The 24,366-nt window shown below is 72.8% G+C and carries 22 protein-coding genes; 16 read left to right on the top strand and 6 right to left on the bottom strand.

Features of this window, described 5'->3' with window-relative positions:
• Window positions 1-74: 74 nt before the first annotated feature.
• Window positions 75-497: a DUF1801 domain-containing protein gene (locus H9640_RS13035; RefSeq protein ID WP_191791149.1), complete on the bottom strand. Its 423-nt coding sequence runs from the start codon at window positions 495-497 to the stop codon at window positions 75-77.
• Window positions 498-642: 145 nt separating this feature from the next.
• Here H9640_RS13035 and H9640_RS13030 point away from each other — a divergent pair, with 145 nt between their 5' ends.
• The 15 genes from H9640_RS13030 to H9640_RS12960 all read left to right on the top strand — a co-directional run bounded on the left by H9640_RS13030 (window position 643) and on the right by H9640_RS12960 (window position 19,168).
• On the top strand, window positions 643-1,293 hold the full coding sequence (locus H9640_RS13030; RefSeq protein WP_191791148.1) for a GntR family transcriptional regulator: 651 nt from the start codon (window positions 643-645) through the stop codon (window positions 1,291-1,293).
• Window positions 1,294-1,413: 120 nt separating this feature from the next.
• Complete coding sequence (locus H9640_RS13025; protein ID WP_191791147.1) at window positions 1,414-2,610, top strand: MFS transporter; 1,197 nt, start codon at window positions 1,414-1,416, stop codon at window positions 2,608-2,610.
• A 157-nt stretch (window positions 2,611-2,767) separates the two neighbouring features.
• Window positions 2,768-4,828 (top strand): hypothetical protein, encoded by a 2,061-nt coding sequence (locus H9640_RS13020; RefSeq protein WP_191791146.1) that lies wholly within the window; start codon window positions 2,768-2,770, stop codon window positions 4,826-4,828.
• A gap of 107 nt (window positions 4,829-4,935) precedes the next feature.
• A complete protein-coding gene (locus H9640_RS13015; RefSeq protein WP_191791145.1) occupies window positions 4,936-6,042 on the top strand; it encodes a sensor histidine kinase in 1,107 nt (368 codons plus the stop codon).
• Window positions 6,039-6,701: a response regulator gene (locus H9640_RS13010; protein ID WP_191791144.1), complete on the top strand. Its 663-nt coding sequence runs from the start codon at window positions 6,039-6,041 to the stop codon at window positions 6,699-6,701. Before H9640_RS13015 ends, H9640_RS13010 begins: the two co-directional genes overlap by 4 nt.
• Window positions 6,702-6,821: 120 nt before the next feature.
• The gene (locus H9640_RS13005; RefSeq protein WP_191791143.1) at window positions 6,822-7,931 is read left to right on the top strand and encodes a LacI family DNA-binding transcriptional regulator; all 1,110 of its coding nucleotides are present in this window, start codon (window positions 6,822-6,824) and stop codon (window positions 7,929-7,931) included.
• A 192-nt stretch (window positions 7,932-8,123) separates the two neighbouring features.
• Window positions 8,124-9,779, top strand: coding sequence for an ABC transporter substrate-binding protein (locus H9640_RS13000; protein WP_225227179.1), 1,656 nt, complete (start codon window positions 8,124-8,126; stop codon window positions 9,777-9,779).
• Between the two features lie 134 nt (window positions 9,780-9,913).
• The gene (locus tag H9640_RS12995; protein ID WP_191791141.1) at window positions 9,914-10,894 is read left to right on the top strand and encodes an ABC transporter permease; all 981 of its coding nucleotides are present in this window, start codon (window positions 9,914-9,916) and stop codon (window positions 10,892-10,894) included.
• Between the two features lie 5 nt (window positions 10,895-10,899).
• Complete coding sequence (locus tag H9640_RS12990) at window positions 10,900-11,868, top strand: ABC transporter permease (protein WP_191791140.1); 969 nt, start codon at window positions 10,900-10,902, stop codon at window positions 11,866-11,868.
• Entirely contained in the window at window positions 11,865-13,634 is a 1,770-nt protein-coding gene (locus H9640_RS12985) for an ABC transporter ATP-binding protein (RefSeq protein WP_191791139.1), read from the top strand. The genes H9640_RS12990 and H9640_RS12985 overlap by 4 nt, the downstream gene beginning before the upstream one ends.
• Window positions 13,631-14,581 (top strand): alpha/beta fold hydrolase, encoded by a 951-nt coding sequence (locus H9640_RS12980; protein ID WP_191791138.1) that lies wholly within the window; start codon window positions 13,631-13,633, stop codon window positions 14,579-14,581. The genes H9640_RS12985 and H9640_RS12980 overlap by 4 nt, the downstream gene beginning before the upstream one ends.
• A 63-nt stretch (window positions 14,582-14,644) precedes the next feature.
• Entirely contained in the window at window positions 14,645-15,820 is a 1,176-nt protein-coding gene (locus H9640_RS12975; protein WP_191791137.1) for a glycoside hydrolase family 1 protein, read from the top strand.
• A 112-nt stretch (window positions 15,821-15,932) separates the two neighbouring features.
• Window positions 15,933-18,257 (top strand): glycoside hydrolase family 3 N-terminal domain-containing protein, encoded by a 2,325-nt coding sequence (locus tag H9640_RS12970; RefSeq protein WP_191791136.1) that lies wholly within the window; start codon window positions 15,933-15,935, stop codon window positions 18,255-18,257.
• A 153-nt stretch (window positions 18,258-18,410) separates the two neighbouring features.
• Window positions 18,411-18,662 (top strand): helix-turn-helix domain-containing protein, encoded by a 252-nt coding sequence (locus H9640_RS12965; RefSeq protein ID WP_191791135.1) that lies wholly within the window; start codon window positions 18,411-18,413, stop codon window positions 18,660-18,662.
• 134 nt (window positions 18,663-18,796) lie between these two features.
• Window positions 18,797-19,168: a cupin domain-containing protein gene (locus tag H9640_RS12960; protein WP_191791134.1), complete on the top strand. Its 372-nt coding sequence runs from the start codon at window positions 18,797-18,799 to the stop codon at window positions 19,166-19,168.
• 18 nt (window positions 19,169-19,186) lie between these two features.
• Here the strand turns inward: H9640_RS12960 and H9640_RS12955 are convergent, their stop codons facing one another.
• From H9640_RS12955 to H9640_RS12940, 4 genes are all read right to left on the bottom strand, one after another.
• Window positions 19,187-19,342 carry a hypothetical protein gene (locus H9640_RS12955; RefSeq protein WP_168210015.1) on the bottom strand — a complete coding sequence of 52 codons (156 nt, stop codon included), beginning with the start codon at window positions 19,340-19,342 and terminating at the stop codon, window positions 19,187-19,189.
• Between the two features lie 191 nt (window positions 19,343-19,533).
• On the bottom strand, window positions 19,534-20,703 hold the full coding sequence (locus H9640_RS12950) for an NAD(P)/FAD-dependent oxidoreductase (RefSeq protein WP_191791133.1): 1,170 nt from the start codon (window positions 20,701-20,703) through the stop codon (window positions 19,534-19,536).
• Window positions 20,700-21,248 carry an isoprenylcysteine carboxyl methyltransferase family protein gene (locus tag H9640_RS12945; protein ID WP_191791132.1) on the bottom strand — a complete coding sequence of 183 codons (549 nt, stop codon included), beginning with the start codon at window positions 21,246-21,248 and terminating at the stop codon, window positions 20,700-20,702. Before H9640_RS12945 ends, H9640_RS12950 begins: the two co-directional genes overlap by 4 nt.
• A complete protein-coding gene (locus H9640_RS12940) occupies window positions 21,248-22,390 on the bottom strand; it encodes a type III polyketide synthase (protein WP_191791131.1) in 1,143 nt (380 codons plus the stop codon). Before H9640_RS12940 ends, H9640_RS12945 begins: the two co-directional genes overlap by 1 nt.
• Window positions 22,391-22,487: 97 nt before the next feature.
• Here H9640_RS12940 and H9640_RS12935 point away from each other — a divergent pair, with 97 nt between their 5' ends.
• On the top strand, window positions 22,488-23,348 hold the full coding sequence (locus H9640_RS12935) for a UbiA family prenyltransferase (RefSeq protein WP_318243771.1): 861 nt from the start codon (window positions 22,488-22,490) through the stop codon (window positions 23,346-23,348).
• A 29-nt stretch (window positions 23,349-23,377) separates the two neighbouring features.
• Here the strand turns inward: H9640_RS12935 and H9640_RS12930 are convergent, their stop codons facing one another.
• The gene (locus H9640_RS12930) at window positions 23,378-24,349 is read right to left on the bottom strand and encodes an FUSC family protein (RefSeq protein ID WP_191791129.1); all 972 of its coding nucleotides are present in this window, start codon (window positions 24,347-24,349) and stop codon (window positions 23,378-23,380) included.
• Window positions 24,350-24,366: the final 17 nt, after the last annotated feature.

The raw sequence follows: 24,366 nt of genomic DNA, 5'->3' as shown, positions 1-24,366 counted from the left end.
GTGCCCCTGGATTCGGCGATCCAGGGGCACCAACTCACTTCTCGGCGGGGTGCGGCCGGAGTGCAGGGCGCGCGCTACGCCGTCTGGTCCCGGGCGATGCGCACGAGGTGCAGCAGCGCGTCCAGGTCGATGTCGGCGAGGGCCTTGAAGCTCACGCTCGAGCTGCCGATCTTGGCACGCCCGAGGGTGTGCGCGTACTTCTGGGCGACGTACTGGTCGTCCTCGACGGCGTTGACGTACACGCTCAGGTAGTTCTGCTGGACCGCGAGGCCGACCGCGAACCACTCGACGCTCCCGCCGCGGGGACGTGCCTGGAGCAGGTCGCCGTACCCGATGATCCGCTGGTCGGTGCCGCCCCAGGAGACGCCCTCCCACAGGACCCGGGAGCGGCCCGCCATCACCTCCGAGATCTCGGCGTCGAGGCGCAGGGCGTCGTCGCGGAATCGTTCGGGAAGGGTCGTCAGGTACTCGTCGGGGTCGGTCCCGGTCTTCTGCACGGAGAGCTCCATCCGGTCGGGGCGGCTGGTCGAACGAGGCTATGCGGGGTCCCGGGGACAGGCGACCGGGCGCGCCAGAACGTGACCAGACCGTAGCCGCGCGACCCTGGGTGCCCCCTTGCATCTAAGGTGCTATGGTCGAAAGATGTCGCCTCGCAAGAAGTCCGACGACCAGGCCCCCAGCGCCGTCGAACGCGCCTTCGCCGCGGTGTCCGCGTCGATCATCACGGGCGAGACGGCCCCCGGGGCGCTCCTCACCGAGGGCGAGGTCGCCGACGAGCTCGGCATCAGCCGCACCCCCGTCCGGGAGGCGTTCCTCCAGCTCCAGACGTGCCGCCTCCTCACGCTGTTCCCCAAGCGCGGAGCGATCGTCGCCACGGTCGCGGACAAGGAGGTCGCGGACCTCCTCGCGGTCAGGATCATGCTCGAGTCGTCCGCGATCCGCGCCCTGGACGGGAACCCCCTGCCCGACGGCGTCGCGCACGACCTGGACGACCTCGTCGCCCAGCAGGTGGTCGCCGAGCAGGACGGCGACCTGCTCGCCTTCTCGCAGGCGGACTTCGCGTTCCACTCCCGGGTCATCCGCGCCGGCGACAACGACGTGATCGAAGACCTCTTCGCACAGCTCGGCCCACGCCTCGAGCTCCTGACCCACCGCGCGGTCCGTCGCGACGCGACCTCGCCCACGCGACTCCTCGCCGACCACCGCGTGCTGGCCACGCTCGCCCGCGCCGGAGACGCGCAGGCCTACGAGGCCGCGCTGCGCGCGCACGTCCAGCGGGGCAACTACGGCTGACGGGCACGCCCGCCCGGCACCGCCGTCCCCTCGACCTCCCGCTCGGCCTCCTGTCGTGGCCGTGCCCTGCCCGTCGACGAGCCGCCACCGTCTCACCGTCGTCGTCCCCCGAGAAAGAACATGAACCGCCAACGCCCCTTCCCCGGCTGGCTGCGCGTCGCCCCGGCCCTCGTCGTCATGGCTTGGGGCGGGAACCACTTCACGCCGCTGCTGCACATGTACCAGGACCTCGGCGACTACTCGGTCGTCATGGTCGACCTGTTCCTCGGCATGTACGTCCTGGGGCTCGTGCCCGGCCTGCTCGTGGCCGGCCCGCTGTCCGACAGGTACGGGCGCAAGCCGCTCGCGGTCGTCGGCGTCCTGGGCGGGATCGGGGCCAGCGCGCTGCTGGCCCTGGGGTTCGGCAGCGAGGTCGTCATCTGCCTGGGGCGCCTGCTCGCCGGACTGAGCGTGGGCGTCGCGATGTCGGTCGGCACCAGCTGGGTCAAGGAGCTCTCGAGCCCGCCGTTCGACCTGGGGACCGACCCGACCGCGGGCGCCCGCCGCCCGTCGCTGTCCCTGACGCTCGGCTTCGGGATCGGCGCAGGGGTCTCCGGGGTGCTCGCCCAGTGGGGGCCATGGCCCACGATCACGCCCTACGCCGTCCACGTCGTCCTCAGCGTGGTCGCGCTCGTCCTGCTCGCGAGCGCGACCGAGACCATCGGAGGGCACCGGTCGACGACCTCGCTCCTCGCGGACCTGCGGGTCCCCGCCGCCTCGCACCGCCGGTTCGTGCGCGTCGTGGTGCCCGCGGCACCGTGGATCTTCGGGGCCGCCGGGATCGCCTACGCCGTCATGCCGCAGCTCGTGGTCGAGCAGACCGGCGACCTGTCCCTGGCCTACGCGACCCTGCTCACGGTCCTCACGCTGGGCACGGGAGCGGCGGTCCAGGCGTTCGTCCCGGCGATCGACCGCGTCACGCGCGGACGGGCGCTCGTCGTCGGGATGGGCCTGATGCTGGTCGGCATCGTCCTCGCCACGGCCAACGCGGCCGTGCTGTCGCCACCGCTCGGGGGGCTCGCCGCGGTGACGCTCGGTTCTGCCTACGGGATCTGCGTGGTCGCGGGACTGGTCGAGGTGCAGGCCGTCGCGACGCCCACCGACCTCGCGGGACTCACGGGCGTCTACTACAGCCTGTCCTACGTGGGCTTCCTGCTGCCCGTGGTCCTGGCCGGGGCGACCGCGCTCGCCGGGTACACCGTGCTGCTCGCCGTGGTCGCGGTGGCCTGCGCGGGCTGCCTCGTCGCGGTCGCCCGAGGGCTGCGCGCCACGACGTGAGGGCACGCTGTCGCTCGCACGCCATGGCGCAGGTCGAGACGTTCGGATGAGGTCGGTCGGTCCGAAGGGGTGAGTCGGCACCCCCCTGCCGGGCGAGAACGTAGAGGGGTCAGGGCGCGACCAGCGCACACACCCATCACGTAGGAGCTCGACGATCATGAAGGTTCTTCGCACCGTCACCACCACTGCTGTCTCCGCCGCGCTCGTGCTGGGTGGTGGGGCTGCGGCGTTCGCCGCCGAGGGGACGGGAGCCCCCGAAGCCGGCGCCCCCGCCACGACCGACCCCGAGGCGCTCGCCGAGGAAGCACCTGCCGCCGAGGCGCCCGCCCCGCAGAGCACGACGCCGGTCGACCCGGTCGTCGCCCCGGCCCCCGAGGTGCCTGCTGTGCCCGAGGTGCCCGAGGTGCCCGTGGTCCCCGAGGTGCCGACCGACGAGGCAGCGCCCGCCGACCCCGCGCCGGAAGCGCCCGTCGAGGAGGGCGAACCCGTCGCCGAGACGCCTGCGGCGGACCCCGGGGACCAGGCCGCGACCGGGGCGGACGCCGTCGGGCAGGAGACGGACTCCGCCGCGACCGAGACCACGGGCACCCCGCTGGCCGCTGCGTCGGCGTTCGGCGCGCTGCAGTCGACGCCCGTCTACCCCGACGCCGACTACCACCCCCACTGGGAGGACGGTGGCGAGGACGGGTTCGGGTGCGACTACTGGTACTTCATGGAGTTCGGTGACGTGACCTCGGGCCGTGACTGGCAGGGCTGGAGCGGGAACCCGCAGCTGCACATCCTGCACCACACCCTCAAGGACGAGGACGGCACGGTCCACATGGTCTACGACCGCGACATCGCGAACTACTGGTACCACGTGTGGTCTGGCGACGAGACCGTGACGCCCGACGCCGAGGGCATCCACTGGGAGAACACCTCGGCTCAGCAGACCGTGCTCGTCAACGGGTACAAGGGTGGCGCCGACGAGGCAGCCCGGGGGATCGACGCCCAGGCGCTCTTCGCGCGGGCGGGGGTCGTGCAGAGCTCCGTCACGATCGAGCAGTACCAGTCGTACATCGACAACGGCTGGTGGACGCAGGCCCAGGCCGAGGAGTACGTCGCGTCCGAGAACGCGCGCCGTGCCGACTACACCGCGTACGAGGCGACCCAGTTCGCGGTCTGGTACTTCTCGACCGGTCACGACGTCATGGGCCTGTTCTTCGACGTCGACGACGCCGGGCACGTGACCCTGAGCCAGAAGGCGCTCGACCAGTTCACCGCCCAGGAGATCCCCGAGAACCCCGACGAGACCTTCCAGCAGGACTGGACGCGCACCTGGGACCAGAACAGCCAGAGCGACCGCATGGCCACGCTGCAGACCGCGGCCTGGCTCATCGAGCAGGGGCTCACCGCGAACGTCGTCATGCCGCAGCCAGGGTTCGTCTCGCACGGCTACGTCAGGAACACCGACGGGTCGACCGACTACGGCTTCACGGCCTCGCTCGTCGGCGGGACGGGGGACGTCCACGTCGAGCTGCGCACCGCGGACGGCCAGGCCGTGCCGGCCGGCGTGACCCTGGTCGACGCGAACGGCAACCCGATCTCGTCCGTGACGCCGGGGCAGCGCGTGTTCGTCCGCGTCCCCGCGGGCCTCGACGTCGCGAGCCTCCCGCAGTTCCAGCTGTGGGGCTCGGCGCAGGGCACCGAGCAGGGCAGCCCGCACTTCTACACCGGCAGCGACCACAACAACCACGGGACGACCGACGAGAACGGCGAGTGGATGCCTGCGACGTTCCCGCACTGGCTCATCGGGCTGGGCGAGCTCGACCGTCCGTCGACCGCCTGGGACTGGGTCGGCATCAGCCTGGCCGACGAGCCCGAGGCGCCCGTCACCCCGGAGGAGCCCACGGATCCTGAGAACCCGGTCACGCCGGAGGACCCCACGACCCCGGTCGCGCCCGAGGACCCGACGACGCCCGTCGTCACCGACGCCGTGGACCCGGTCTTCGTCGGGACCGACGGGACCGTCTGGACCGCCGCCTCGACCGACCCGACGAACCTGGGCCTGACCGACACCGTCCCGGTGGCCGCCGCGGTCCAGCGGACCGACGCCGCGAACCTCGCCTCGACCGGCGTGAACGCCGGCGTGCTCGCGGTCGCCGGAGCCTTCATCGTCCTGACCGGCACGGGCCTCGTGCTCGCGGGCCGTCGCAAGACCCACGCCACCGAGAGCTGACCGTCGCTACCGGCACAGGCCGTCCCCTCCCAGCGCGGAGGGGGCGGCCTGCTCCGGTGCGCACTCTTCGACCGCCCTCGCGCGGTGTTCCTGGCTAGCCTGGCAGCATGCGGATGCCCGCCCTGGGGTCGATCTCGCGGCGCGACGTCGCGGTCGCGTCGTTCGCCGCGCTCGCGGGCGTCGCCGTGGCGATCTCCCGCTCGGTGGTGGGCGTCCAAGGCGCTCCCTTGTGGGCTGAGCTGGTCGCGCAGCTCCTGGGCGCAGCCTTGCTCCTGCGGCCCGTGCTCGTCGGGCCGGCTCTGGTGGGTTGCGCGCTCCTGTCCTGGATCTCGCCGATCCCCGCCCTGGTTCTCGCGGCGTTCGCCGTCGGAGAGCGGCTCACCCCGCGGGGGGGCGCGGCGTGGGCGGTAGCCGGTGCCCTCCTGGTGCTCCCTGCCGCGCCGCTCGCGTTCGGCAGGTCTGACGTCGCGATCGCGACAGTGCTGGTCCTGCTCGTGCTCGGGCCGTGGCTCGCGGGGCGGAGCCGACGCGCGGAGAGGGTCGCGGCGGCTGCGCTCCGTGACCGCAGAGCCCAGGCCGCCGAACACCTCGCTGCCCAGGTGCGCACGACCGAGCGCGAGCGGCTCGCCCGGGAGATGCACGACGTCGTCGCCCACCGGATCAGCTACGTCGTGCTCGAGGCCAACCTCCTGGAGACCAAGGTCGACGACCCGCAGGTCCGCGACGAGGTGGACCGAATCCGGGACACCGCGCGCGAGGCGCTCGAGGAGATGCGGGGGGTGCTGCACCTGCTCAGCCGGGACGGGAGCCCGGCGGGGCTCGAGCAGCCGTCGTTCCGGGACGTCGCCGTGCTGGTGGCGGAGGCGCGGGCCGTGGGACAACCGGTCGAGGTGGACGCCGACGTCGACCCGGGGGAGCCGCCGGGCGTCACCGAGCGCACGGCGGTGCGCATCGTGCGCGAGGCGCTGACGAACGCGGTGCGCCACGCCCCCGGCGCCGAGACGTCCGTGGCGGTCCACGAGGAGGCGGACTCGTTGCGGGTCGAGGTCCGCAACGGGCCGACGGCGATCCCCGAGGTCGAGCTGCCCACCGGCGGGCACGGGCTCCAGGGCATCCGCGAGAGGGTCCAGCTGGTCGGCGGGAGCTCCACGATCGGACCCACGTCCGACGGCGGCTTCCGCGTCGAGGCCGTGCTGCCGTGGGGGCCCGCATGATCCGGGTCGTGGTCGTCGACGACGAGAGCCTCTTCCGCGAGGGGATGGCCGCCCTCGTCGACGCGGCCGACGACCTCGACGTCGTCGGGACTGCCGAGAACGGCCGCCTGGGGGTCGAGGCCGTGATCGCGCGCCGCCCCGACGTCGTCCTCATGGACATGCAGATGCCCGTCATGAACGGCATCGAGGCCACGCAGGAGATCCGTCGGGTGGCGCCCGAGGTCGCCGTCGTCATCCTGACGAACTTCCAGTACGACGAGTACGTCGTGCCCGCGCTGCGCGCCGGTGCCGCGGGCTATCTCCTCAAGGACAGCACGGTGAGCGAGGTCCAGCGCGGGATCCGGGCCGCGGCCGAGGGCGACGCGATGCTCTCGCCGGCCGTGACGCGTCGGTTGCTGGACTCGCTCGGTCCCGCCATGACCACCCGGCAGGCGGAGGCGCGGGCCCGGGTGGGCGAGCTGAGCGAACGGGAGCGGGCCGTCGTCGGGCTCCTCGCCACGGGCCTGTCGAACGCCGAGATCGCGCGGGCGCTCTACATGGCCGAACCGACGGTCAAGACCCACCTCACCCACGCCATGGTCAAGCTCGGGGTCACGAACCGGACGCAGGCCGCGATCCTCGGTCACGACGCGGGCCTGCCCGACACGGACGCCGGCTGAGCGAGGCCTCCCCGCGGCATCGGCGGTCCGGGGGCGGACCGGCCTCAGCGAGACGCCCGCCGTGCGCCGTAAGGTGTCACCGAGTGCCGCTGACGATCCGCGGCGAGCGGAGGAGTGCTGGTGAAGACGCCCACGGTGTACGACGTCGCGCAACGGGCCGGGGTGTCGATCGCCACGGTCTCGCGCGTGCTGCGTCGTCCCGACGACGTGCGTGAGCAGACGCGACGCGTCGTCCACGAAGCGATCCTCGAGCTGGGCTACGTGCCCTCGGGGTCCGCGCGCGGGCTGGCTGCCCGGCAGACGGGCGTCCTCGGTCTGTGCTTCCCGGACGTGGACGGCATCGACGACGTGGACGACCTGCCCGAGCCCGTCCGGGTGGGCCAGCACGTCGAGGTCGTCCGTGACGTGGGGACCGCCCCGACGTCGCGCTGGAGCAACCTGTACATCGGCGAGGTCATGCGCGGCGCCGAGCTCGAGGCCTGGCGCACAGGACTCGCCGTGATGATCACGGTCGCCCGAGGACTGCGCGGGACCGAGGCGGTGTCGGACCTCGCGGGTCGCGTCGACGGCCTGGCGGTGCTGTCGGCGACCGTGCCGGACGACCTGCTCGCGCACATCGCGCGCCGCATCCCCGTGGTGGTCATGGCGGGTCCGCGACGCGGCGACGCGCACGACCACATCAGCGTCGACAACTCGGCCGGGGTGCGCGCGCTCGTCGAGCACCTGGTGCAGGACCACGGGATCCGGGACCTGGCGTTCGTCGGCGGACCGGTCGAGGCGCCCGACGACCAGGAGCGCTTCTCGGGCTTCCGGTCGGCGGTCGCGGACGCCGGACTGCCGGTACCCGTCGCACCGCTCGTCCGGGGCGACTTCACCCGGACCGTCGCGCGCGAGATCGCGAGGAGCCTGCTCGCCGAGCGGCGCGCGTCGGGGACCCCGCTGCCGCGAGCGCTCGTGTGCTCCAACGACCAGACCGCGCTCGGCATCCTCGACGTCTTCACCGAGGAGGGCATCGACGTCCCGGGCGACGTGGTGCTCACGGGGTTCGACGGGATCGACGCGACCCAGGTCTCCATCCCGCGGCTGACGACGGTCCGCCAGCCCATGGTCGAGCTGGGGCGGGCGGCGGTCGAGCGGCTCCGGGTGCGCATGGCCGACCCGGCAGAACCTCCGGCGACGATCAACCTGCCGGTGCGCGTGCTCCTCCGGGAGAGCTGCGGCTGCCACTGAACGTCGCCGGCCTGGTCGGCCACCGTCGGCGTCCTCGCCGGTCACCGTCGGCGGTGGGCACGGTCGCCGTCGGCGTCCGCCACGGTTTGCCTCCCCTGAATGTATGCGCATACACTCGCCGGATCACAGCGCGCTGACCCGGCGTGCACAGCCCCTCGCAGGAGAGGCCTCAATGAAGAGGAGTGGATGTCCATGACGCGCACGACGCGCTCAGTGCGACAGGTCGTCGCGATCGCGGCGACCGCCGCGGTGCTCGCCACCGCATGCTCGGCCCCCGTGCAGAACCAAGGGGCCTCGGGCGGGACGGGCAGCGAGTCCTCGATGCTCATCGCAGCGGACAACGGCTCGCCGACGTTCGACCGGAACTTCAACCCGTTCTCGTCGGGCAAGCGCAACACCGCGACGTACATGTACGAGCCCCTCGTGATCATCAACGAGATGACGGGCGTCGAGACCCCGTGGCTCGCCACGGGCTACGAGCAGCCCGACGCGCGCACCGTCGTCTTCGAGATCCGCAAGGACGTCACGTGGTCCGACGGCGAGCCGTTCACGCCCGCCGACGTCGTCTTCACGTTCGACCTCCTCAAGGCGCACCCCGAGCTCGACCTCAAGGGCATCTGGAGCCACATGGAGTCCGCGGAGGTCGACGGCGACAACGTGGTCGTCCACCTCTCCGCCGACGACGTCCCGGCTGCCAAGATCATCGCGGGGGCGCTCATCGTCCCTGAGCACCTGTGGAAGGACGTGCCGGACCCGGTCACGTTCACGAACGAGGACCCGGTCGGCACCGGCCCGTACACGCTGGGCGCGTTCACCCCCAACCAGTACACGCTCGTGAAGAACGAGAAGTACTGGCAGGCGGACAAGGTCGCGGTCACCGAGCTCGTGCAGCCCGCGGCCAACTCCGAGCTCGACATCGTCAACAAGGGCTACGACTGGGCGTACGCGTTCATGAGCGACGTCGAGGACACGTGGGTCGCTGCGAACCCCGACCACAACACGTACTGGTACCCCGCCGGCGCGACCATCGCGCTCATCCCCAACATGACCAAGGCGCCGTACAACGACGTGAACTTCCGTCACGGCATCGCCTACGCGCTCGACAAGCAGCAGATCGCCGACAAGGCCGAGCAGGGCTACGTCGACCGAGCGAGCCAGACCGGCCTGATGCTGCCCAACCAGGAGGCGATCCTCAACGAGGAGATCCCCAACGAGGGCTACATCGACAAGGACGACGCCACGGCGCTCGAGTACTTCGAGAAGGCCGGCTACACCAAGCAGGGCGACAAGCTCGTCGACGCGTCGGGCCAGCAGCTCACGATCAACATCACGACCCCGAACGGCTGGTCCGACTGGCTCCAGGGCGTCCAGCAGGTCAAGAACCAGCTCAACGCCTTCGGCATCGAGGTCAGCATCGTCCAGCCGCAGCCGGCCGCGTACCAGCAGGAGATGCGCTCGGGCGAGTTCGACATGGTCATGGGCACCGTGGGCGGCACCGGCCAGCCCTACCAGGACTACAACGGGATGATGGGCTCCGAGTTCATCGCGGACATCGGCACGACGGCGTCGGGCAACTTCGGCCGCTTCCAGTCCGACGAGGCCGACGCGCTGCTCGCCGAGTTCAAGGTCACGGTCGACGAGGCCCGTCAGCAGGAGATCGTCGACGAGCTCGAGCGGGTCACCTACGAGCAGATGCCCATGATCGCGCTGTTCTACGGCGGCTCGTGGGGCCTGTTCTCCGAGAAGAGCTTCACGGGCTGGCCCAGTGCCGAGGACCCGTACGCGTCCCCGAAGACCTGGGACTCGACGCCGCTGCTCATCCTGACGAGCCTCAAGCCCGCGAGCTGACGCCCGTCCCTCGTCCGTGAGCCGGCGCCCCCCGCGCCCCGGCACGTACCGGCCCCGGCCGTGGCGCCGGCTCACGAACCCCCGCACCACCGAACACCCCGAGAAACCCAACCGACCCGACCCCGGGAGGCTCCGTGCGCTACGCGCTACGCAAGCTCGGCCTGCTGGTCCTGACGCTCTGGGCGGCGGTGACGCTCAACTTCGTCATCCCCCGCCTGATGCCGGGATCACCGGCCGACGCGGCGATCGCCAAGCTCGCCCAGAACGGCCCCGTCACCCCCGCCGTGCAGAAGGCGATCGAGGCACAGCTCGGCGTCCCCGACGGCAGCTGGTGGGACCAGTACGTGCAGTACCTGAACAACATCGTCCATCTCGACTTCGGGGTGTCGTACACGTTCTTCCCCCAGCAGGTCTCGACGCTCGTGGCGGGCGCACTGCCCTGGACGCTCGTCATGGTCGGGCTCGTGACGATCGTCGCGTTCGTGCTCGGCACGCTCATCGGGATCGGGGCGGCCTGGAAGCGCGGGACGTGGATGGACTCCGTCCCCACGGTCACCGGCAGCTTCCTCTCGGCGTTCCCGTACTTCTGGACCGCGCTGCTCATCCTCTTCTTCCTGGGGTACGTCGCGGGCTGGTTCCCGACGTCGGGCGCCTACTCGGCCACGGCCGTCCCCAACTGGTCGTGGGAGTTCGTGGGTGACGCGCTCTACCACGCGGCCCTGCCCGCGATCACGATCTTGCTGACGTCTCTCGGCGGCTGGATCCTCGGGATGCGCAACACCATGATCAACACGCTCGGTGACGACTACGTGACGTTCGCCGAGGCGAACGGCCTGCGCGGTCGCACCGTCGCGGTGCGCTACGCGGCCCGCAACGCGATCCTGCCCAACCTGACCGGTTTCGGCATGGCGCTCGGCGGCGTGGTCGGCGGTTCCCTGCTCGTCGAGCAGGTCTTCCAGTACCCCGGCATGGGCTACCTGCTCTACAACGCCGTGACCAACCAGGACTTCCCGCTCATGCAGGCGCTGTTCCTCATGATCACCGTCAGCGTGCTCCTCGCGAACTTCCTGGTGGAGATCCTGTACGGCGTCCTCGACCCCCGGACGAGGCGGTGACCGACATGACTGATCCCATCTCCACCCTGACCACTCTCACCCCGGACCCGGAGGGCCCGGCCCCCGAGGCCGTGCGCCCCCCGAGCCGGCCGGCGAAGACCCGTCTGGGTCGCACGGCCCAGGTGATCGGCCGCGCGTTCGCGACGGTCTGGTCCAACCCGAAGGCCCGCGTGGGCCTCGTGCTCCTGGGCGTGTTCGTGCTCATGGCGGTCTTCGCGCCGCTGCTCGCTCCCTACAGCCCGCACGACGACTCGTTCGGCCGCAACGAACCGGGCAGCGCGGCGCACTGGCTCGGCACCACGGGTGCGGGGCAGGACGTCCTGTCGCAGGTCATCTACGGCGCACGCGTCTCGTTGCTCGTGGGCTTCGTGGCCGGTGGCCTGTCCACGGTCGTCGCGGTCGTGATCGGCCTGTCGTGGGGGTACCTGCGCGGCTGGGGCAACGACGTCGTGAACTTCCTCGTCAACCTGTTCCTCGTCATGCCCGGCCTGCCGCTCATGGTGATCATCGCCGCCTACCTCCAGAACGGCGGCCTGCCGATGATCATCCTCGTGGTGGTCATCACGGGCTGGGCGTGGGGCGCGCGCGTGCTGCGGTCCCAGACCCAGTCGCTGCGCTCGCGCGACTTCGTGACCGCGGCGATCTTCTCGGGCGAGAGCTCGGTGCGCGTGATCTTCCGCGAGATCCTGCCGAACATGACGTCGATGATCGCGGGGTCGTTCTTCGGTGCGGCGACCTCGGCGGTCCTCGCGGAGTCGGGCCTGTCGTTCCTGGGGCTCGGCGACATGTCGACCGTGAGCTGGGGCTCGATGATCTACTGGGCCCAGAACTCGATGGCGATCCTCACGGGCCAGTGGGTGCTCCTGTTCGCTCCTGGTCTGTGCATCGCGCTGCTCGCCACCTCGATGACCCTCGTGAACTTCGGCGTCGACGGGTTGTCCAACCCGCGGCTGCGGGAAGGAACCGGACGATGAGCCTCCTGGAGATCAAGGACCTGTCGGTCGTCTACGAGCCCCGTGGGGCCGAGCCGACGTACGCGGTCAAGGACGTGACCCTCTCGCTCGAGCAGGGCGAGTTCGTGGGCCTGGTCGGGGAGTCGGGGTCGGGCAAGTCGACCCTGGGCTTCGCGATCACGCGCCTGGCCAAGCCGCCCGCGCGCATCTCGTCGGGCCACATCGTGTTCGACGGCAAGGACATCGCGCACCTCGACGCCGAGGAGCTGCGCGTGCAGCGCCGCGGCGGGTTCGCGATGGTCCTGCAGTCGGGCATGAACGCGCTCAACCCGGTGCGCACGATCGCGCACCACTTCGGCGACGTCTTCGCGGCGCACGGTCACGTGCCGAAGACGGGCCGTCGTCAGCGCGCGGTCGAGCTGCTCGACAAGGTGCAGCTTCCCTCGACCGTGCTGGACCGCTACCCGGGGGAGCTCTCGGGCGGCATGCGCCAGCGCGTCTCGATCGCGCTCGCGCTCTCGCTCGAGCCCCGCCTCATGGTGTTCGACGAGCCGACGACGGCGCTCGACGTGCTGGTCCAGCACGCGGTCATGGACACGATCCGCGAGCTCCAGGCGGCCGAGGGCTTCACGGCGGTCCTCATCTCGCACGACCTGGGGGTCGTGCTGGAGTCCGCGCAGCGCGTCGTCGTGATGCACGAGGGCGAGATCGTCGAGGACGGTGCCTCGCGCCAGGTCTTCGAGGCGCCGCGTCACGAGTACACGCAGATGCTGCTGTCGCACTACGCGGACCCGCGTGCGGAGGTCGTCGAGCTGCCGGGCTTCGTCCCGCGAGCGGGCGGCCGCCCCGGGGCCGGCACAGCCGGCACGCCGGACGCGTCCGGCCGGTCCGTGGCGAGCACCGGCACGAGCGCGACCGCCGCGGCGGACCGGGGCGCCGAGACCGCCCGCAGGCAGGACGGCTCCGTGCGCCGCGCGGCGCAGGACGCGATCGTGGTCGAGGGCGTGTCCAAGGTGTACCCGGCCCCGCGCCGGGGCGAGCAGCCCGTGGTGGCCGTGGACGACGTGTCGTTCCGGCTCGAGCCGGGGGCGGCCATGGCTCTCGTGGGGCAGTCGGGCTCGGGCAAGTCGACCATCGCCAAGATGGTCACCGGGGTCGAGCGGCCCACGTCGGGGTCGGTCACGTTCGGCGACCTGCGTGTCGACCGGCTGCGCCGACGCCAGCTCAAGGTCCTCCACAGCGATGTACAGATGGTGTTCCAGGACCCGTACTCCGCCCTGAACCCGCTGCACACGGTCGAGTACACGCTCACGCGGCCGGTCGAGAACTTCACCGGGCTCAAGGGAGAGGCGGCCCGGGCTCGCGTGCTCGAGCTGCTCGACACCGTGGGCCTCACGCCCGTCGAGCAGTACGCGGCCAAGCTGCCGCACCAGCTCTCGGGCGGTCAGCGGCAGCGCGTCGTCATCGCGCGGGCGCTCGCCTCGAACCCGCAGGTCCTCATCGCCGACGAGCCCGTCTCGATGCTCGACGTGTCCCTGCGGGCCGGGGTGCTCGCCCTGCTGGAGGGGCTGCGCGCCGACACCGGCGTCTCGCTCCTGTACATCACGCACGACCTGCTCTCGGCGCGCGTGGTCACCGACCGGATCATGGTGCTGCACCACGGCAAGGTCGTCGAGCGCGGGGAGACCGCGCAGGTCCTGCGCTTCCCGGAGGACGAGTACACGACCACGCTGCTCGACGCGATCCCGCAGCCGGCCCGCCGGTTCTCGGGCGGGGGAGCGGCATGAGCGCGGGCACGGTCCGGGGGACGGGCCGCGTGCGGGCGGGCGCGCCGTTCTCGGTCCTGCCCGTGCCCGACGGCGTCACGCCCCTCGTCCTGGACCTGGCGGTCGGTCCCGTCTCGGCCTTCCGTGCCGACGTGCCCGGCGGTGTCCCGGCTCGTGGCGTCGCGCTGGTCGTGCCAGGGTTCACGGGTTCCAAGGAGGACCACCGGCTCCTGCTGCCGCTGCTCGCCGCGAACGGCTACGACGCGTGGTCGTACAGCCAGCGGGGCCAGGGGGACTCGGTGGCCCCCGAGGGGGTCGACGCGTACGGCCTCGACGACTTCACGGGCGACGCCCTGGAGGTCGCGGAGATCGTCCGTGACGTCACGGGGGCCCGCGACCTGCACCTCGTGGGTCACAGCTTCGGCGGTGTGGTCGCCGGGGCGGCGGCGATCCGCGACCCGCGCCCGTTCGCCGACCTCACGATGCTCTGCTCGGGGCCGCGCGGGTGGGCGGGCCGCAAGGACGCCGAGCGCGCCCGGCTCGTGGGGGCGGGGGGTGTCGTGGACCTGTGGACGCTCGACAACGCCGAGCTGTCCCGGCGCATCGAGGTGCGCCCCGCGGTGCTCGACGCGCTCGACGCCGAGACCCGCTTCCTGCGGGACCGGTCGATCGCGACGAGCGTCGACAACCTGCTCGGTGCGATCGACGTCCTCGAGGACCCGACAGACCTCACGCCCGGCCTGGCCGCGACGGGCCTGCCCGTACTCGTGGCGCACGGCGTCGACGACGCCGCGTGGCCTCAGGAGTGGCAGTACGACATGGCCGGCCGGCTCGGCGGACGCTACGCCGTGATCGACGGTGCGGGGCACCTGCCGAACATCGAGAACCCCGACGCGACGGCCGCCCTCCTCGCAGACTTCTGGGCCGGCCGCCCGCCCGGGCCCCCCGGACCGCAGGGCGGCTCCTGAGGCGCGCGGCGCCGTCGGGCACACAAACAGACCGACCGAACCATCGAACGAAGGAACACCACCGTGCTGCACTTCCCCGAGGGCTTCCGCTGGGGCGCCGCGACCGCCGCGCACCAGATCGAGGGCAACAACGTCAACAACGACTGGTGGCCGCGCGAGCACGCCGCCGGGACCACGATCGTCGAGCCCAGCGGCGACGCCATGGACAGCTACCACCGCTACCGCGAGGACATGGAGCTGCTCAAGAGCTTCGGCCTCGACACGTACCGCTTCTCGATCGAGTGGAGCCGCATCGAGCCCGAGGAGGGCTTCGTCTCCCGCGCCGAGATCGACCACTACCGCCGCATGGTCGACACCGCGCTCGAGCTGGGCATCGAGCCCATGGTCACGCTCATGCACTTCACGGTGCCGCGCTGGTTCGCGAACGACGGCATGTGGCGCAACCCGAAGGCCGCCGACCGCTTCGCGCGCTTCACCGAGCTCGCGCTCCCGATCCTGGGCGACGACGTCAAGTGGGTCTGCACGATCAACGAGCCCAACATCGCCGCGATGATCGCGGGCGGCGAGGACCCCGCGAACCTCGTCGCGTACGGGCTGCCGGACCCCGACCTGCAGGTCGCCGACACCCTGCTCGAGTGCCACCACCGCTCGCGCGAGGTCCTGTCCGGGGTCGACGGCGTGAAGTCCGGCTGGACCGTCGCGACCCAGGCGTTCCAGGCCGAGCCCGGCTGCGAGGACGTCGCCCGCGAGTACGGCTACCAGCGCGACGACTGGTACCTCGAGGCAGCCAAGGGCGACGACTGGGTGGGCGTCCAGGCCTACACGCGCACCATCATCGGCCCCGACGGGCCGCGCCAGGTCCCCGAGGGCGTCGAGACCACGCTCACGGGCTGGGAGTTCTACCCCAAGGCCCTCGAGGAGGGCGTGCGTTCCGCGTGGGAGCTCACCGGCGGCGTGCCGGTGTTCGTGACCGAGAACGGCATGGCCACGGCAGACGACGCGCGCCGCATCGACTACACCGAGGGCGCGCTCGCGGGCCTGCACGCCGCGATCGCCGACGGCGTCCAGGTCGAGGGCTACCTGCACTGGAGCCTGCTCGACAACTACGAGTGGGCCTCCGGGTTCCGCCCCACGTTCGGGCTGATCGCGGTCGACCGCGAGACGTTCGTGCGCACGCCCAAGCCGTCCGCGTACTGGCTGGGCGAGGTCGCGAAGGCCAACGGGCTGACCGTCCGCTGACCACCCGACGTCCGACGCGCGCCACCCGCGCGTGAGCCGGCCGACCCCGCGCCCCCGACCCGCCCGCACCCCGGCGGGCGGGGGCGCGCCCGTCACCCCCACGAGGAGAACCATGAGCACCGGCACCACCCCCACCGCAGCGCAGCCCGCCTACCTCGACCCCTCGTTGCCCGCGGCCGAGCGCGTCGAGGACCTGCTGGGGCGGATGACCCTCGCGGAGAAGGTCGGCCAGATGCTCCAGCTCAACGCCATGGACGACCTCGACGAGATCGTCCGGGTGCGCCTGGCCGGCTCGATCCTGCACGCCTCCCCGGCGCGCGTGACCGAGGCGATCGAGCTCGCGCGCGGCACGCGCCTGGGCATCCCGCTCCTCGTGGCCGACGACGCGATCCACGGCCACGCGTTCTTCCCGGGCGCGACGGTGTTCCCGACCCAGCTCGGCATGGCCGCGACCTGGGACGCCGACCTGGTCGAGCAGGTCGGCCGCGTGACCGCGGTCGAGGCCTCGGCGACCGGGCTGCACTGGACGTTCTCCCCGGTGCTGTGCGCGACGCGCGACCTGCGCTGGGGGCGCGTGGGCGAGACGTTCGGAGAGGACCCGTTCCTCATCGGCGAGCTGGGGGCCGCGATCGTGCGCGGATACCAGGGTTCGGGCCTGTCGGACCCGACGGCGGTGCTCGCCACCGCGAAGCACTTCGCGGGGTACTCCGAGACCCAGGGCGGGCGCGACGCGAGCGAGGCCGACCTCAGCCCGCGCAAGCTGCGGTCCTGGTTCCTGCCGCCGTTCGAGCGTGTCGTCCGCGAGGGCTGCGCGACCGTGATGATCGGCTACCAGGCGATCGACGGCGTGCCCATCACCGCGAGCCGCTGGCTGCTCGACGGGGTGCTCAAGCAGGAGTGGGGCTTCACCGGGACGCTCGTGACGGACTGGGACAACGTGGGCCGCATGGTCTGGGAGCAGCACGTCAGCCCCGACCACGCGGCGGCCTCGGCCGTCGCGGTCGACGCGGGCAACGACGTCGTCATGGCGACCCCCGGGTTCCTCGAGGGCGCGCTCGAGGCCCTGGGCGACGGGCGGCTGCGCGAGGAGCAGATCGACGACGCGGTGCGTCGCATCCTCACGCTCAAGGTCGGGCTCGGCCTGTTCGAGGACCCCCGCGGACCCGACGACGCGCGGCTCGTGAGCGACGTCGGTTCGTCCGCGCACGCCGCCGTGAACCTGGAGGTCGCGCGGCGCTCGCTCGTGCTGCTCGAGAACGACGGGACCCTGCCGCTCGCGGGCGGGCTCGCCGGCGGGCCGGGTGCCGCTGCCCGCGCCCTGCCGACCGACCGCCCGTGGACGGTCGCGGTCGTCGGTCCGAACGCGGACGACCCGCACTCGCAGCTCGGCGACTGGGCCGGGGCCTCGGGCCAGGTGAGCTGGATCCGCGACGGGCACCCGCGCGAGCTCGTCGAGACCGTGCTCGACGGGATGCGCGCGGTCGTGCCGGCGGACTGGACCGTGACGCACGCGCGCGGAGCGGACGTCGAGGTGCTGGCCCCGGACCCGGACGGCGCGACGTTCCCCGACGGGCAGCCGCGCCCGCCGGTCCTGGTCTCCGCGCCCACGCGCCCCGAGCTGCTCGACGCGGCCGTGCGCGACGCCCGCGCGGCCGACGTCGTGGTCGCCGTGGTCGGCGACACCATCGCCCTCACGGGCGAGGGCTGCTCGACCGCGACGCTCGAGCTCCAGGGCGGTCAGGTCGAGCTCCTGGAACGCCTCGTCGAGACGGGCACGCCGGTCGTGGTCGTGCTCGTGGCGTCCAAGCCGCACGTCCTGCCCCCGGTCGTGCGCCGCGCCGCCGCGCTGGTCCATGCCGCGAACCCGGGCATGCGCGGCGGGCGGGCCGTGGCCGAGCTCCTGCTGGGCCTCGTCGAACCGACCGGGAGGCTCCCGCTGTCTTACGCGGCGCACGCGGGCCAGCAGCCCGTGTTCTACCACCAGGTGCGCGGCCAGCACGGCACGCGCTACGCCGACATGAGCCAGACCCCGCCCTACGTCTTCGGCGAGGGGCTCTCCTACACGACGGTCGGGTACGCGGACCTGGAGGTCGAGCCGGGCACGGGCGAGGACGGGACGTTCGGGCCCGACGACGTCGTGCGCGCGAGCGTGCGCGTCACCAACACGGGGGAGCGGCCCACGGTCGAGACCGTGCAGGTCTACGTCCACGACCGGGTCACGTCGGTCACGTGGGCCGACCGCGAGCTCAAGACGTTCCGTCGCGTGCCGCTCGCGCCGGGGGAGTCCGCGGTGGTGCGGGTCGAGGTGCCCGTCGCCGACTGCACGCTCGTCGACGCGGCCGGGAACCGGGTCGTCGAGCCCGGCGACTTCGAGCTGCTCGTGGGGCCGAGCTCGCGCCGCTCCGACCTGCTCGGGGCGGAGTTCCGGGTGGGCTGACCGCAGGACCCTCCGCGGTGCCCGGCGACTCGGCCAGAGGCCACCCGGGAACTCGCGTCATGGATCCGTTTCCATCCGGTCTCATCTACAGGAGCCAAGAACAGACCGGATCACAAACGTGGGCGACGTGCGGCGGCCACTGACGGAGGAACCATGTCCATCACGGAGCGAACGTCCGCGGAGTCACCCCCACCCGACGAGGTGCAGGAGGAGGTCGTGCTCTCCCGCCGTGAGCTCGTGGTCCTCACGCACCTCACCGAGGACATGACCCTGGAGCAGCTCGCGGCGATCCTGTTCGTCACGCGGAACACGGTCAAGTCCCAGCTGCGCAGCATCTACCGCAAGGTCGGCGTCTCGAACCGGGCCGACATCCTGCGCTGGGCGCGGGACCGCGGCATCTCCTAGGCCGGACCCCGGGCCAGACGCCGGCGCGCCCTCGGGCGTGCGGACGCGCACCCGAGGTGCGCGCCGGACAGGTGGTGGGATGCTCGAGGGACGGGCCGGTCGACGACGACGGGCCACGAGGTTCCGAGGCGAGCATGGGACAGGAACAGCAGGAGCCGGACGACCCGACGGTCACGGATCCCGACCACTACCGCGTGGTCTTCGAGAACGAACGGGTCCGGGTGCTGGAGTACGAGGACCAGCCGGGCACACGCACGCACCCGCACCATCATCCCGACAGCGTGATGTACACGCTGAGCGGCTTCGAACGGCGCATCTCGTCGGGCGACCGGGTCATGGAGGTCGTGCTGGGGCCGGGGGAGACGCGCTGGCTGCCGGACCAGGTGCACGTCGGGGAGAACACCGGGACGACGCCCACGCACGCGATCTTCGTCGAGCTCAAGGAGACGGCCGCAGGCCCGCGGTCGGGCGAACGAGAAGAGGGTGGGCTCGGGGCCACTTCCTGACCCGTCGCCGCGGCGGTGTCAGTGGAACTCGTGACCCGCGTCGTCGGTGCCGACAGCCTCCATCGTGACGTCCTCGCCCGGGGCGGAGGGCAGTGCGACGAAGCGCATCTCGACCAGGACCACGTCCTGGCACTGCGGGCACAGGCGCTGTTCTTTCCATCGGCGGTGCGGCATCGCGATCCTCGGTTCTTGCGGGTAGAGCACGGCCGTCGCAAACGCCCCTGACCGGCCGCCGGCCGGTCAGGGGCGTTGTCTCGCTGGGGTGGCGACGCGGGCAGGGGCTCGCGTCGCCGTCGCTGATCGTAGCCCCTGGCGACGGTCCGCGGATACGGGTCCGAGAAGTTCTCACGGCGCCGTCCAGCGGGTCAGCGAGCGAGCCGTTCCACGACCCTCCCGTAGAGCCAGGGGGCGTGCGCCGCGAGCGGCACGATCGCCCGGCGCGCGGGCGAGGTCGCCCACGCGACGAGGCCGGAGGTCAGCACGCGGTAGTCGCGCGTGACGCGCGACCAGTCGCGCTCGTAGGCGTCCGCGTCGTCCAGGTGCCCGACGGCGGCGCTCGCCTGCGCGAGCCCGACCCGCAGCCCTTCGCCCGTCAGGGCGTCCACGTACCCCGACGCGTCCCCGACGAGGCGCACCCGGCCGGTGCTGCGCCGTCGGGAGCGTTGGCGCAGGGGCCCCGCGCCGCGCACCGGGCCCAGCGGTTCGGCGTCCCGCAGGTGCTCGCGCAGCTCGTCGAAGCCCGCGAGGGCGTCGTCGAAGTGCGTCCCGGTGGGCCCCAGCATCGCGATCCCGACGACGTCCGGCGCCACGGGCGTCACGTACGCCTCGACGTGGTCGCCCCAGTGGACCTCGACCAGGTCCGTCCACGCGGGCACGCGGAAGTGGCGGCGCAGGCCGAAGCGGCGCCGCGGGTCCGGGCCGGGGCGTACGGGCGGTGCGGTGCCGCCGAGCTCGGTGGGGATGCGTGCGGCGTGCGGCGCCAAGTCCACGCCCGGGTCCGCCGCGACGTCGGTGCCCTCGGCGCCGTGGCGGCTGCGCGCCAGGAGCGACTCGTGCGCTGGCGCGTCGGCCCCGATCTCGAGCCCGGCGAGGCGCCGCACGGTCGAGTGCAGCCCGTCGCAGCCGAGCAGCCAGCGGGCGCTGATCCCCGCGGCCGACACCTCGGCGTCGGTCTGGTCGATCCGCTCGACCCGGCCGGTCACGGTCGCGGCCCCGAGCGCGGCCGCGCGCTCGGCGAGCGCGGCGTGCAGCGTGGTCCGCCGCACGCCCCGGCCCTGCCCCGCCCTGAAGAGGTGGTCGGCGTGCCGGTGCGCGTCGCGGTAGCTGATGCCGCGCAGCACGTGGCCGTCAGGATCGACGTCGAGGGCCTGGAGCGCCCGCAGCGCGCCCGGCATGAGGCCCTCGCCGCACGCCTTGTCCACAGGACCTGTGCGCGGTTCGACCACGACGACGTCGTACCCCGCGAGCCGCGCCTCGATCGCGGCGGCCAGCCCGACCGGCCCGCCGCCCACGACCAGGACGTCGGTGTCGGTCACGTGCGGGGGAGCGCGTCGAGCGCGCGCTCCTCGGCCGGGAGCCGGAACCGCAGCAGCAGCACGGCGTTGAGGACCGTGAAGACGAGCGCGGTCGTCCAGCACGAGTGGACGAGCGGCAGGGCGAACCCCTCGACGACCACGGCGACGTAGTTGGGGTGCCGGAACCAGCGCTGACCGGGGTGCTGCGCGATCCAGCGGTAGGGTCCGCGGTCGACCCACGGCAGCCCGGGGACCACGATCACGCGCGTGTTCCACCGGGGCCCGAGCGAGCTGATGCACCACCAGCGCAGCGCCTGGCTCGCGACCACGAGCACGAACGCGGGCCACCCGACCCACGGGATGAACGGCCGGTCCGCGACGTTGACCTCCACGACGCACGCGACGAGCAGGCCCGTGTGCAGGGCGACCATCGCGGGGAAGTGGCCTCGCCCGGTCTCTATGCCGCCGCGCTCGAACGACCACCTCGCGTTGCGCGCCGAGACCACGAGCTCGGCGAGCCGTTCGAGCGCGGTCGCCCCGACCACGACGTAGAAGAAGACGAGCATCAACCCTCCAGCGGCGACGCGGGCAGGCGCAGCAGCACGAGCTCGGCGCTCACGCCCGGGCCGAACGCCATGAGGACCCCGTGCTGCGGGCCCGTCGCGCGCGGCGTCGGGGGGCGCCGCGCGGGCGGGTTCTGCCCGCGTCCTGCGAGCGTGGCGGCGAGCACGTGCAGCACCGACGACGAGGACAGGTTCCCGACGGCGGCGAGCGACTCCCGGCTGAGCCGCAGGTCGGCCTCGTCGAGGCTCAGGGAGTCGCGCACGACGTCGAGGATGCGCGGCCCGCCCGCGTGCACGACCCACGTCCCGACGTCCTCGGTCACGAGGTCGTGCTCGGCGAGCAGCGACTTCACGTCGCCCGCGAGGTGCGCCGCGATGACCTCGGGCAGGCCCGCGGACAGCACGATCCCGAACCCGCTGTCGCGGATCGTCCAGCCGAGGTGGTCGGCCGTCTCGGGGTACAGGCGGCTGCGCGTGTCGACGACCTCGACGCCGCGGGGGGCGCCGTCGGGCAGCCCTGGCGCGAGGCCCGCCGGGTGCGCGTCGCCGACCATCACGACCGCGGCCGCGCCGTCGCCGAACAGGCCCGTCGAGACGAGGTTCGCCATGGAGTCGTCGCCGTGCTGGAGCGTCAACGAGCACAGCTCGACCGAGACCAGCAGGGCCACGTCCTGCGGGTGCCCGGCCAGGTAGTCGTGCACGCGCGCGATGCCCGCGGCTCCCGCGACGCAGCCCAGCCCGAACGACGGCAGCCGCTTGACGTCGGTCCGCAGACCCAGGCGCGTCACGAGCTGTGCGTCGATCGAGGGCGCCGCGATCCCGGTCACCGAGGTGAAGAGCAGGAAGTCGACCTCCTCCGGCGCGACCCCCGCGGCATCGAGCGCGGTGCGGCACGCCTCGTCGGCGAGGTCCGTGCCGACGCGGATGAAGTGGTCGTTCGCGACCCCGAACGACGTGAGCCCGGCGTACTCGTCGAGGGCCAGGGCCGTGTGGCGGGTCCGCACCCCGCTCGCCTCGTGCAGCCGCCGGAGGACGGCGCGCTTGGCGGGCGACGGGGTCAGCAGGGGCCCGATCGTGTCCGTGATCTCGCTCTGGGGATGTGCGACGCCCGGCAGTGCCGGTCCGACCGCGAGCAACCGCGACATTCCCGCATCGTGTCACGGCGACGCGCAGGCCGCGCGTTGCTAGCGTCGGATGGTCGAGGACCTCCACGACGGCGGGGACGGCAGAGACGGCGGTGCGGTGACGAGGACAACGAGGGAGACGGCCCTGGCGACGGCGCGGGGGCTCGCTCTCGCGAGCCATGCGGGCCCCACGGTCGTGGTCACGGTTCTCGCGGGCTTCTTCGCGGCAGGCGTGGGCTCGGGCCCCGGCCCGACGGCGCTCGTCACGGCCGCGGTCCTCACCGGTCAGCTCTCGGTCGGGTGGTCCAACGACTGGCTCGACGCCCGGCGCGACGTCGCGGTGCAGCGCACCGACAAGCCCGTCGTCGCGGGCCTCGTCACGACCCGGCAGGTGCACGCCGCCGCGCTGGTCGCCGCAGGGCTGTGCGTGGTGCTGTCGCTCGCGACCGGGATCGTCGCAGGGCTGGTGCACCTCGTGGCCGTCGCGAGCGCGTGGTCCTACAACGCGTGGCTCAAGTCGACCGTGTGGTCCTGGGCGCCCTACGCGGTGTCGTTCGGTCTGCTCCCGTTGTTCGTCGTGCTCGCGGGCCCCGGCCGCGCCGCCGCCCCCTGGGCCATGACCGCGACCGCGCTGCTCGGCGTCGGGGCCCACGTCGCCAACACCCTGCCCGACCTCGAGGACGACCGTGCCACCGGCATCCGCGGGCTGCCGCACCGGCTCGGCCGGACGCGGGCGAGCGTGCTGGCCCCGACCGTGCTCGTCGCGGCCGTCGCGGTCGTGGTGCTGGGCCCGCCCGGGCCGCCGAGCGTCGCGGCCTGGGTGGGTGGGGCCGTCGCGGTGGCCCTCGCGGTGTCCGCGGGCGTGGTGGCCGTGCGGCGGACCGCGAGCCGGCTGCCCTTCGCGCTCAGCATGGCCGTCGCGGCGGTGTGCGCGGTGCTGCTGGTGCTGGCGGGACCGGACGTCGCGCTGCCGGGGTGAGCGGCGTCGTCGGGCCTCTGGGCGGCCGGTCAGGCCGGGGCGCGCGTGCGCGACACGAGGAGGCGGTGACCCACCGCGAGCACCGCGACCGCGACCACCGCCGCGGCGACGGTGAACAGGGCGCGTTCGAGGTCGGCCACGAGCACCACGTCCTCGCCGCCCGACGTCTGCAGGATCACCGCCGGGGTCAGGAAGAGCGTGAAGACCCAGTACGGCTGCTTGAGGTACGCCCACCCCGCGGCCCCCGTCAGGACGAGCGCCACGAGCGACAGCACGGCCGGGGACCCGCTCAAGAGGTGCGCCACGACTCCCGCGAGCACCGCGCCGGCGACCGTGCCGCCGACCCTGGCCGCGGTCCGTGAGAGCGTCGCCGCGAAGTACGGCTGGACGACCACGAACAGCGTGAGCAGCAGCCACCACGCGTTGGGCGAGTCGACCCAGCCCATCGCGACGTAGGTCGCGACGCCCGCCAGGACCGCGAGCGCCAGGCCGAAGTAGGTCGCGGTCCGCTCGGGCACGGGGTGGGGGCCGGGCAGACGCATGCCACGCGTGAGGACTCCACCGATCAGCGCCGTCCACAGGCCGCCGAACGCGACCCACCCGGCCATGGCCGCGAGGGCGCCGAGCGACGTCGAGGGGCTCACGGTGCCCGAGGGGAGCGCGACGAGCGGGCCGCCGATGAGCGCGAACGCCGTCTGGGGTCCCACGAAACCGCCGATCCCGTGCCAGCCCCTGACCGCGGAGAAGCCCACGCACGCGCCCAGGACCGTCATGTAGACGGCCCCTGCGAGCGGCCAGTCGCTCAGCGAGACGCCGACCGCCATGCACAGGGCCGTGAGCGGCCCCGCGACGAGCGCGGCGCCCCGCCCCACGAGCAGGCCCACGCCCGCCGGGAGCATGCCGAGGTAGACGAGCGTGCCGTCGTGCTTCCATGGCGAGAGCATGAGCGCGACCATGGGCGCGACGAGCAGCAGGACCAGACCGACCTTGCGGGGGCTCATGGATCACACGCTAGGTC

This window comes from Oerskovia gallyi (assembly GCF_014836745.1).
Lineage (GTDB): Bacteria > Actinomycetota > Actinomycetes > Actinomycetales > Cellulomonadaceae > Oerskovia > Oerskovia paurometabola.
The sequence above is the reverse complement of the archived record's forward strand: the minus strand, read 5'-3'. Positions and strand labels throughout refer to the sequence as shown.

What these genes read in the sequence shown, in the direction of transcription:
- H9640_RS13030 (WP_191791148.1), top strand. Translation starts at nt 643, where the DNA reads ATGTCGCCTCGCAAGAAGTCCGACGACCAGGCCCCCAGCGCCGTCGAA.
- H9640_RS13025 (WP_191791147.1), top strand. Translation starts at nt 1,414, where the DNA reads ATGAACCGCCAACGCCCCTTCCCCGGCTGGCTGCGCGTCGCCCCGGCC.
- H9640_RS13020 (WP_191791146.1), top strand. Translation starts at nt 2,768, where the DNA reads ATGAAGGTTCTTCGCACCGTCACCACCACTGCTGTCTCCGCCGCGCTC.
- H9640_RS13015 (WP_191791145.1), top strand. Translation starts at nt 4,936, where the DNA reads ATGCGGATGCCCGCCCTGGGGTCGATCTCGCGGCGCGACGTCGCGGTC.
- H9640_RS13010 (WP_191791144.1), top strand. Translation starts at nt 6,039, where the DNA reads ATGATCCGGGTCGTGGTCGTCGACGACGAGAGCCTCTTCCGCGAGGGG.
- H9640_RS13000 (WP_225227179.1), top strand. Translation starts at nt 8,124, where the DNA reads ATGACGCGCACGACGCGCTCAGTGCGACAGGTCGTCGCGATCGCGGCG.
- H9640_RS12990 (WP_191791140.1), top strand. Translation starts at nt 10,900, where the DNA reads ATGACTGATCCCATCTCCACCCTGACCACTCTCACCCCGGACCCGGAG.
- H9640_RS12985 (WP_191791139.1), top strand. Translation starts at nt 11,865, where the DNA reads ATGAGCCTCCTGGAGATCAAGGACCTGTCGGTCGTCTACGAGCCCCGT.
- H9640_RS12980 (WP_191791138.1), top strand. Translation starts at nt 13,631, where the DNA reads ATGAGCGCGGGCACGGTCCGGGGGACGGGCCGCGTGCGGGCGGGCGCG.
- H9640_RS12970 (WP_191791136.1), top strand. Translation starts at nt 15,933, where the DNA reads ATGAGCACCGGCACCACCCCCACCGCAGCGCAGCCCGCCTACCTCGAC.
- H9640_RS12965 (WP_191791135.1), top strand. Translation starts at nt 18,411, where the DNA reads ATGTCCATCACGGAGCGAACGTCCGCGGAGTCACCCCCACCCGACGAG.
- H9640_RS12960 (WP_191791134.1), top strand. Translation starts at nt 18,797, where the DNA reads ATGGGACAGGAACAGCAGGAGCCGGACGACCCGACGGTCACGGATCCC.
- H9640_RS12955 (WP_168210015.1), bottom strand. Translation starts at nt 19,342, where the DNA reads ATGCCGCACCGCCGATGGAAAGAACAGCGCCTGTGCCCGCAGTGCCAG.
- H9640_RS12945 (WP_191791132.1), bottom strand. Translation starts at nt 21,248, where the DNA reads ATGCTCGTCTTCTTCTACGTCGTGGTCGGGGCGACCGCGCTCGAACGG.
- H9640_RS12940 (WP_191791131.1), bottom strand. Translation starts at nt 22,390, where the DNA reads ATGTCGCGGTTGCTCGCGGTCGGACCGGCACTGCCGGGCGTCGCACAT.
- H9640_RS12930 (WP_191791129.1), bottom strand. Translation starts at nt 24,349, where the DNA reads ATGAGCCCCCGCAAGGTCGGTCTGGTCCTGCTGCTCGTCGCGCCCATG.